Consider the following 8778-nt stretch of genomic DNA (forward strand, 5'->3'; position numbering starts at 1 on the left):
ATGTTAACCCCTATTGTTATTAAAGTCAGAGAGTGATATTTAAATCAAAGAATGGAGATTTTTAAGTATACGGCCAACTTGATTTTTATAGTAACGGTACAGACGTTTCTTATCACGTGGGATTGATGTTATTTGGTTAAGATACAGCCAATCTTTTAAATCATACTCAAGTGCTAGATTACCTCGCTGATAGAAACGTTCAGTCACATCTAATCCCAGTTTTTCTGGGCCATCAATCAGTAAGTTATTCGCTATAAACTGTGGCCAAAACTCTTCACCTAACCCTGCATGATCGCAGGTTTTACTCTCGATATGGTGCTCTTCACTGAGTTGCGCTGAGATCCAATTCAGACATAAAACTTGCTCTGTTGCTGGGTGGCGTGCTTTGTAGCCCGGCTTAAGCGTAAAGTGTAATTCTGGTATCCAGCGATCAGACCAAATGGTCAGGAGATCTCGGGTCAGGCCAAAGTCAAACAGATCGCTTTTATGAAAATGAACCGGATGCCCATAGTGACTCGAAATAAAAAACGTGCTGCTGGTGAGTACCCGCTGAGTCAAAAATTGATAATTCTGTGCTCTGGGGACATCGGCATATTGTTCATACAGCTCAACAAATTGGCGACCTGTCAGCAGGTTATCGGTGCGTAGCTTAACCGCATAAGGCGTTTTTACCGCTTTCAGCCCCATGTGGGTACTGTACATCTGACGGTTATTATTGAGTTTGAGTGGCTGACCGTCATAAAAAACGGTATTTGAGCCGGGATCATCCAATTCCAACACTTGGTCGTAATCAAGGCCATCCAACGGCTGCCCTTTCCAAGTCGACAGAATGATGGTCGATTTAGGAAAAAAGCGACGTATGGAGTTCAAACATTGCTCTGTGATGCCAGCGATTTGCTGGCGACTGGCACTGGCTTGCACTGGCCCCTGCACAACAAAGGTGATCGCTTCATCATCAATCTTGATCATGGTTGTGGTTGCCTCAAAAAGTCCGTGTATTCATCTGGTACGCCACAAAAAATGACCTCATGGCGTGCGAGCAAGTGGTAGTGAATATTCAACCCCTTTTGAATGAGTAAATTGTAGAGCGGCGCAATGTATAGCTCGCCTCTCTCCCATTCTTGGCTAGGTCTGGCAACGTATTCACGATACGCCTCCAAGTAATCTTCTTTACGATTGAAGTGATAAAGCCCGGTACTACAGAGATCGGAAATCGGGTTTTTCTCCGCGGTCTGGATCACTTTGGTGCTTCCGGTATGTTCTGGTTTGGCGAAAGACCAATTGTTACCGCTGCCCTGAAACACTTCTAGGTAGCCATCACTGTGTTGGCTAATGTCAGGGAATACAAAATTCGGGCGGAATGTGTCGATGTTAAACACCGTGATCGATCCTTGATAGTCCACGCCTTGCTTTGCTAATTCCTCTAACCCTAAAGTCACCGTTTCGGCTTGGCCGCGAGTTTCTGTATGCAATTCAGCAATGTAAAACTGTTTAATGCCAAGCTGAGAGGCTTTTTCGCGCACAAACGCTGCGGTGTCGTAAACATTGCGCACAATGAACAGAAACGGAGTGTTAGCAAAATACGCAGCAAAGCTGCTGACCGAGTGTTCAAACAGGGTTTGACCGTGGGCTTCAAGCATATATTTGGGCTGGGTATAACCGGCTTTAAAGAAGCGAGAACTCATTCCCGCCATTGGGATCACAATCATTGATCAAGCCTCAATAAAATTTGATGGAGACGGAACGCATTGGCAAACAAGGCATCTTGGCGACGGCGATCATCGGCATGCAAAGGCAACATCGATAAGAAAAGTTGAATTTGCATCGCGTAGAGATTTTTCGCCGTGAGGCCAAAAGTCTGTTCAATTAGTTCGATAAAGCCTTGCTGCGTCTCTTTATGTTGGCTCTGCTCTGCAATCTTTAATTTGATCGCTTTGTCGCCAATCTCAACATGGTAGTAACCGGCAATAATCCAATCATACAAACCAAGAATTGAATGACTCAGCTTAGCTAAATCGTAGCGGATATCACCATACAGTGTTTTCTGCCCGTCAGGCGTCATCCCTCTAGGGTCGATCGTTTTAATTTTGTTGGCTCGGAAGTCATACAAAATATTGCTAAAGCAAAAATCACCGTGCAAGACGCCCAGTAAGGGTTCTCCATTAGGCAGATGTTTTTGGCTATCGCGCAGAATTTGCGCGAGCGAGACATCTTGTCCTGCAAATTGCCACTTTTTTTCTAACGTGATGCGTCGCGATGCACAGAATTCGTTAAGGCGTAGAGTGGTTTTATCGGCAAACAGTATGTCGAGAGTATTGATGGGATCATTCGGCTCGGTAGGTTGCTCAAGGCACAGGCTTAAAAACTCCACCGCGCTGGCTAAGATTTTTTGCCAGATTTGACTTGGCAGCTTGGAAAAAACGAATAACTCATTCAGCGCAGTGAGGTAGAGATATTCTAAGCGATAGGAAATTTTCCCCTCGCTGTTTTGACTACCTAAATATTGTGGAATGAAACCACGCATTGTCATCGGCAGATTGTCAAACCAGTAAGCTTCAGCGGCTATTTTTTGGTTCTTTATACTCGATTTTTCAATCCATTTGGCGGTTATAATGAGCTCATTAAAGGCGCGCTGAGTTGTGAATTCAGCTTTGGAATGATAGTAAGTATTCACATGACCAAAATCGAGCCAGCCAATCGAGTTGACGGCACTTAAGCCTACGTTTTTATGGTAGCGGTTAAGACCAGCAATAAATTGCCACTCACTCTGTGTAATACTGCGAACCAGTTCACGTGGGCGGCTGAATTTAAAGTAGCCATCGATAATCCGTTGACTTTCGCTATTCATTGGAGTGTTGGCATCTTGTAGCCAATCAACTTCATCATTAGTCAATACGGCCCAGTTATAACTGTCTTTCGCGGTCGAAACGCTGACAATATCATCTCCAACAGGAAGTTGGTTAAAAAGCGTATCACCGTAGAGGATGTGCAGTGGTGCATTAAGTGAGTGGCCACTAATATTGAGTGCAGCAACCAAAGAAGCGCCAAGGCTCAGCCCATCAGGCGTAGCGATAATCGTCACCTGATGCTGTTCAAGCCACTGACTGTCGATTTCTGAGATGGTAAACGACTCGGGCAAGGAGAGATAGATCTGCACCCCCTGCGGTGCTAAAGCGACTTGATGTTGGAAAAGAGGTCGATTGCCTAAAGGTAGAAAGCTAGGTGGAATACGTCCAAATTCAGATTCCAATTCTTGCCCGACGTAGGCACCAGACATTATCAGGAACATGATTTTTCCTTCTCGAAGAGTTGGTGGATCTCTTCCAAACTCATTGAGGAAAATTCGGTAGGGCGCACGGCGCGATCATCAATATAAAAGCCGTCGTGCCCACACCAAGGTTTGCCCACTAAAATTTCATCATACGGAACTTGGTGTTTATCCAGCCACTCAGTAATGATAGGAAGAGTATGGATATTGATTTTACCGACGTTACCTTCATAAGTGCGCATATTACGCGCCGTTGAAATCACAATCTCAAACCCCTTTTGCTTATAATTGCGCAGTTGTTCAATCACATCCATTCTCGGTAGGACGTTTTTATAATCGGAAGTATTGGCTTGAGTTAGTGTCCCATCAAGATCAACAATTAGTCGTTTCATTAAGAGTATTCTCTTTATAAATCTAAATATTCAAGTGTTTTGGCAAGAGCGCCACGGTTTTGTTCTACGATTTGATAACCCTGCTTGCCGCGATGAATACGCTGTTTGTTATCAGTGAACCATTCACAAAGCATTTGTGCAATTTGCTCTGCATCTTGTGTGATCACACAAGCATCGGCTTGATTGAGGGCTTGAGTGATTTCACTGAAGTTGTAATAGCTTGGGCCAGTCAACATGGGTAAACCAAGCGCAGCTGGCTCGAGTAAATTATGCCCACCGACTTTGTCACCCGCTAAGCTTCCGCCCATAAAGCAAATGTCAGCAGATCCCATGAGTACTAGCATCTCCCCCATAGTATCAGCTAGATAGACCTGTACTTCTGGATCGAGTTTATTCTCTGTTTGAGTTCGCCGCACACTCATAAATTGTGTTTTACATAACTCAAAAACAGCATTAAATCGCTCAGGGTGGCGCGGAACAAGCATAAGCAGTGCGCTAGGGTGTGCTTTAAGTACTTTGGCATGAGCGGCTAACACTTGTTCATCTTCACCTTGGTGAGTGCTGGCTGCAATCCAAACTGGGCGCGCACTCCCTAGATGAGATCTTAACTGCTTGCCTCTTTGTATGATTGCTTGATCAATATTAATATCAAATTTAATTGAACCAGTAACAGACACTTTTTCCTTTGTAAGACCAAGTCGTATAAATCGCTGTGCATCATCTGGATACTGACAAAGTACACGTGTTAAGTGAGAGGCTAATAAGTTAAATATCGGTTGAAATTTAGCGTATCGTTGACAAGAACGTTCAGATAAACGTGCGTTAATCACTGTAATGGGTAGATTGGCTTTGGCTACGGTATTGAGTGTATTGGGCCATAATTCTGTTTCCATGATCAGCATTTGGCTTGGCTTTATCCGTTTTATAAAACCACGAACGGCAAAAGAAAAGTCAAAGGGCATATATCTATGCTCGGCAAGCTCTTCTAATTTAGCCGCTTGCTCTGCACCGGTGGGGGTTGTTGTGGTAATAACAATCGGCTGATCAGGATATTGTGATTTGAGTTTTTTTATCAGTGGAGAAACTGAAAGCGTTTCTCCAACCGATACTGCGTGGATCCAAATAGGGGATTGATTAGTTTTAAGCGGTGGTGTGAAGCCAAAATGCTCTTTCCAGCGAGCACCAACACACGGCTTGCCCGGCCGATTTTTGTACAAGCCCCACATTAAAAAAGGAGAAGCTACACAGAGAAGTAAGGTATAGAGAGCACGAATCACCACTCTACTGTTCCTTTTTCTTTACCAAATCATCCGGATTAATGTGAGTCCATTTCGAACGAGGGCGATCTATATATTGAAAATGTTCATTGGTAAAACTACCTTGAATACAAACGTATTTTCTATCTTTTGTGCAAAGATCTTCTCTGCCTTTAAGTAATTCATCAAATACGCCAGGCCCGGTTGAATAATAAACGCCCATTTTAGGGTCGTAGTTCTCAATGTTATGCAGTACTTTTTCAATCGCTTGGCTGAGGTCGTTATTATTGGGTGCTGAGGCGATAAAGTAGTTGGTAAAACGAGTATTGTTGTCAATCTTTATGTAAACCGCTTGTTGCTCATCGCCAATCAGTTTATCGAGAGACCATACCAAAGTTGCGTCAATGTCCATATAGACGCCCCCTTCGTTATTGAGTACTACTAAACGCCATAAATCGGCTTGAGCAGCGCCGTTGGTTAGCCGCATGTAAGCATCATAGATTTCAGTTGATGCGTGGGTTCGTAAATACTCACCACGGGCTTCGGTACTTACATAGTGATAGTCACAATTGAGCGACATTAATCGATTAAATAAGTAGTTAATATAAACGGGTAGGGAGGCTTGATCGGTAAAGTTGGTTTGCCAAATTGTACGTGGAATAGCACTGCGATTAGAACGAGTCCATTTTGCTGGTGAATAGGCAGGAATGGTAAAACGCAATTTTGGAAACACCCAATGAAATGGGTAAGCGAGCATTTTAAAAATATTCCCGGTCAAGCGGATTAATCGGTTTGCGATTAATACAGTTACTTGGCTCATATTGATTGATCCTATCTGTTTTTTTCGGTTATCGAGCGCTGTTTCAACGTGGCAGTAATCGCTGCAGTAATTTGCTCAGTAGAAGGCTTTTCACCATTGGCATTCATCACGATCGTATGTGTTTCATACAATGGTGTATAACGAAAAGGGACGGTAGCGTAAAAAATACCAACAGTTGGTGTGTGGGTCGATATGGCCACATTGCGTATGCCAGTGTCTGGAGCAATCACTAACGTTGCTTTCGCAATAAACGTGACTAATTCATCTAAAGGTAAGCATGGCTGAATCGTTAATTTTCCAGCCTTTGCAAGATTTTGTAGATACTCACCTTTTTCAAACTCATTTTTTCCCTCAAGGAAGACATGTTTTACATTGGGTTGCTGCTCAATAGTTTGCTCGATGACAGCACGCATTTCAGGCTTAGATAAGATTTTTCTCAGCTGCGAAGCTCCACTGAAATAGACAAGGTAAGGTGTCTCAAAATCACAAAGTTGCCTGTTGTCTGGGTAGGCAAAATCGAGAGGATAGCTTGGGCTGTGGCCAAGGATTTTAAGCATATCGAGCATGCATTCTACTTCTGGTTGAAAGTCAGAGCGAAATACTGCCAAGTTATACAAGGTGCCACATAAAAATGGCGTGTAAGGAAAGCCAACTTTGAGTTTTGCTTTAGTCAGTAATGTCATCCAGTAAGAGCGATTTGTCCCAGCGACATCAAATATAATATCTTGCTCTTCCAGTTGGCTGTAGTCTTGCCATTTTTGCTTGAGTGATAAGTGTTTTGAATCCTCACGGCTTTTCATTACCACTGTTTTATCCGCTAACTCTGCTGGTGTTCCATAGAGGTAGTTTGAAACGGTGACTAATGTTATTTCTGCATGAGGGAAGAACTTCCGAGCTTCAATCAAAAAGGGGCGCACAATGACTTGATCACCGAGCGCAGCATGGCGAATGACGGCAATTTTCTTGATCGCTAAAGGATTAAAATAACCATTCAAGTATTGGCGCGCGGCCTTCGAGGCATAAGCCCCTTTTTCAAACCAGAGGTGTTTCATGAATCTTTTCCAATAAATCTATCTAAAGCTTGAATAACTTGCACCGGTTGCAGTTGATTTAGGCAATTTAAGTGCCCTAATGGGCAGGTTCGTTTAAAGCATGGGCGGCATTCAATATCGGTATACACCATTTCTAAGCGCTCAGTTAGCGGTGGCGTGTATTGCGGTGAGCTTGATCCATAAATTGCGACGATATTACAACCTACGGCGGCGGAGACATGCATTAATCCTGAATCATTACTGATGACGGTATGGCAAGCAGCCAACAGATCCACAGCTTCAACAAGTGAGGTTTGTCCAGCTAGATTAAAGGCATATTTTTGTTGTTCGGTGCTAAGTGCTGAACGAATGAGGTCACATACTTTGCTATCCTTGGTCGAGCCAAAAAGCCAGATTTGATAGCCGCTTTCAATAGCGTGTTGTGCAACTTGAGCATAATAGTGGTCAGGCCATCTTTTAGCCGGACCAAACTCAGCCCCTGGGCATAAACCGACAATTGGTTTGGTTGTCGATAAGCCTAATCTTGAAATGGCATATTGCTGAGCTTTGCTATCAACTAATAAAGAAGGATGAGGGCAGTTTTCTAGCTGTACTTTATCGAGCATGCTTTCTTTTGAATAAGCAAGAGCCACATAGCGTTCAACCATATACTGGAACACTTTACGATTAGGGCGAAGATCAGTAAGTAAGCCGTAGCGAAACTCACCCTTCCAGCCAGTTCGAGAAGGAATACCCGCAAATAGCGGTATGAGTGCTGATTTTGCCGAATTTGGTAAGACATAGGCATGAGTGTAATTGTTGCGTTTTAGCTCTTGGGCGAGCGCCCACCGACCAGCAAGATTAAAAGCGCCATGTCCAATCGACATTTCAATCGCGCAATTCACTTCTGGCATGCGTTCCAAAATAGGTTTGCACCAAGCGGGGGCTAGAACGTCAATTTGTGCATCAGGGTGCTGTTGATTAAGGCGTTGATATAAACTTTGTGACATCACCATATCGCCTACCCATGAAGGACCCACAATCAGTAACTTCATTTTTCACCGTCATTCTTATTTTACGGCCATTCTAGCACAGCGTTCGTTTGATAAAACTCAATTTCTGTTAACAAATGCATTCAAATGCTAGGCAAGATATGCTCTAATCCGCCTCAATCTGAGAATAAGTATTGTGCAGCATATTGGCGAGCATATTATAGAAATTCGAGTTTTTGTGATGAAAATCTACGTTATTAGCCTTAAAAACAGCCTAGAAAGACGAGCATCCATTGAGCAACAAATGGCTAATTACGGCCTGGATTTTGAGTTCTTTGATGCGATTGATGGTCGAGTTGTTCCTCCACACCCTTTATTTGCCAATTATGACTATACCAAGCGGTTATGGTTTACCAGTGGTAAAATGCCTTCAAAAGGGGAGATGGGCTGCTACGCGAGCCATTATCTACTCTGGCAAAAGAGTGTTGACTTGAATGAGCCGATCATTGTTTTAGAGGATGATGCTGAGCTATTACCCTGCTTTATACATTTTATTGATCTAATCAAAATTAAAACCCAAGAATATGGCTTTTTGAGATTGGAGGAAGCTTGTGATCGCAGTGAACTGTTCTTGAAGGAACAGGAAAATAACTATGACATCTATTTTCTAAGTAATAATTTTGGTGGCGCTAGAGCTTATGCACTTTCTCCTGATGCAGCAACGAAATTACTTAAGTCTTCACAGTGCTGGTCGATGCCTGTTGATAACTATATGGGGTCACTATATTTGCATCAGATGCCTTCATTCTTATTCCTACCAAGTGTGGTTGCAAATCCTCAATACTTTGACACAACGTTTCAAAACGAACAGCAACCCAAGGCTCCATTGTACAGAAAACCCACTCGTGAATTGTACTCACTGTACCGCAAAGTAAAAATGGCTTTAGCAAATAATGCTTATAAAAAACAAAAAAATTAATCATATAGAAAAGTTATTTTTATTATCACCATTATTGGTT

General features: G+C 43.0%; 9 protein-coding genes. 1 reads left to right on the top strand and 8 read right to left on the bottom strand.

All coding sequences use genetic code 11. The features are described from left to right. Positions 1–39: 39 nt before the first annotated feature. The 8 genes from AACQ21_RS01965 to waaF are packed head-to-tail and all read right to left on the bottom strand — an operon-like array spanning position 40 to position 7822. Positions 40–969, bottom strand: a complete 930-nt coding sequence (locus AACQ21_RS01965) for a WavE lipopolysaccharide synthesis family protein (RefSeq protein ID WP_105976450.1) — start codon at positions 967–969, stop codon at positions 40–42. Next, positions 966–1709, bottom strand: coding sequence for a glycosyltransferase family 2 protein (locus tag AACQ21_RS01970; protein WP_094144870.1), 744 nt, complete (start codon positions 1707–1709; stop codon positions 966–968). The genes AACQ21_RS01965 and AACQ21_RS01970 overlap by 4 nt, the downstream gene beginning before the upstream one ends. After that, positions 1706–3289 (bottom strand): capsular biosynthesis protein, encoded by a 1584-nt coding sequence (locus tag AACQ21_RS01975; RefSeq protein ID WP_105976451.1) that lies wholly within the window; start codon positions 3287–3289, stop codon positions 1706–1708. The genes AACQ21_RS01970 and AACQ21_RS01975 overlap by 4 nt, the downstream gene beginning before the upstream one ends. Next, a complete protein-coding gene (locus AACQ21_RS01980; protein WP_088732963.1) occupies positions 3280–3660 on the bottom strand; it encodes an HAD-IIIC family phosphatase in 381 nt (126 codons plus the stop codon). The genes AACQ21_RS01975 and AACQ21_RS01980 overlap by 10 nt, the downstream gene beginning before the upstream one ends. Before the next feature lie 14 nt (positions 3661–3674). Next, positions 3675–4940 carry a lipid IV(A) 3-deoxy-D-manno-octulosonic acid transferase gene (waaA, locus tag AACQ21_RS01985; protein ID WP_105976452.1) on the bottom strand — a complete coding sequence of 422 codons (1266 nt, stop codon included), beginning with the start codon at positions 4938–4940 and terminating at the stop codon, positions 3675–3677. Position 4941: 1 nt separating this feature from the next. Further along, positions 4942–5736, bottom strand: a complete 795-nt coding sequence (locus AACQ21_RS01990; RefSeq protein ID WP_181185520.1) for a glycosyltransferase family 32 protein — start codon at positions 5734–5736, stop codon at positions 4942–4944. 11 nt (positions 5737–5747) lie between these two features. Continuing rightward, a complete protein-coding gene (locus AACQ21_RS01995) occupies positions 5748–6788 on the bottom strand; it encodes a glycosyltransferase family 9 protein (RefSeq protein WP_105976454.1) in 1041 nt (346 codons plus the stop codon). After that, on the bottom strand, positions 6785–7822 hold the full coding sequence (gene waaF / locus AACQ21_RS02000) for a lipopolysaccharide heptosyltransferase II (RefSeq protein ID WP_105976455.1): 1038 nt from the start codon (positions 7820–7822) through the stop codon (positions 6785–6787). The genes AACQ21_RS01995 and waaF overlap by 4 nt, the downstream gene beginning before the upstream one ends. 178 nt (positions 7823–8000) lie before the next feature. Between waaF and AACQ21_RS02005 the strand changes: the two genes are divergently transcribed. Beyond that, positions 8001–8738, top strand: a complete 738-nt coding sequence (locus tag AACQ21_RS02005) for a glycosyltransferase family 25 protein (RefSeq protein ID WP_181185521.1) — start codon at positions 8001–8003, stop codon at positions 8736–8738. Positions 8739–8778: the final 40 nt, after the last annotated feature.

The sequence above is a fragment of the Vibrio sp. V01_P9A10T6 genome, assembly GCF_963877065.1.
Classification (GTDB): domain Bacteria; phylum Pseudomonadota; class Gammaproteobacteria; order Enterobacterales; family Vibrionaceae; genus Vibrio; species Vibrio anguillarum.